This is a genomic window from Bartonella vinsonii subsp. berkhoffii ATCC 51672 (assembly GCF_902825225.1).
GTDB classification, from domain to species: Bacteria; Pseudomonadota; Alphaproteobacteria; order Rhizobiales; family Rhizobiaceae; genus Bartonella; species Bartonella berkhoffii.
Window position 1 is genome coordinate 1 of the sequence record NZ_CADEAK010000245.1, and the last position, 411, is coordinate 411.

Annotated in this window: 1 protein-coding gene; it reads left to right on the forward strand. The window is 33.6% G+C overall.

Going from position 1 to position 411, the window contains the following annotated elements; all coding sequences use genetic code 11:
- The coding region (locus J7R10_RS09115; protein ID WP_484792997.1) for a TraB/TrbI/VirB10 family type IV secretion system protein at positions 1-411 on the forward strand (411 nt) is incomplete at both ends.

The following is a 411-nucleotide window of genomic DNA, read 5'->3' on the forward strand; positions in this document are numbered from 1 at the left end:
CCTGAACCAGAACTGCAAATTAGTCAAATTACGTTACCAATACCAACGCTGCCAGCTGAAGATATTAAAGAAGATCCATTACTTGAAGCAGCAAGACGTGCACCGGTTTTAGTTTTTTCTCGTGAATCTCATTCCCAAGACAATAAAACAAAAAGAGATAATTTTACTGAAACCAATAAAATTTCTGATCAGAATTCTCAAAATTTCTCTACTCTTTTAAAACCCACAAAAATAGAAAGAACAAAAGCAGAATTACTAGGCGATAGAAATATTATTATTGCAATGGGAACATCGATTCCATGTATATTAGTAGCAGCAATAAGCAGTGATCATTCAGGTTTTTCAATGTGTATTATTATTCGTGATATTTTAGCTGATAATGGCCGCGTTGTTTTACTTGATAGAGGATCT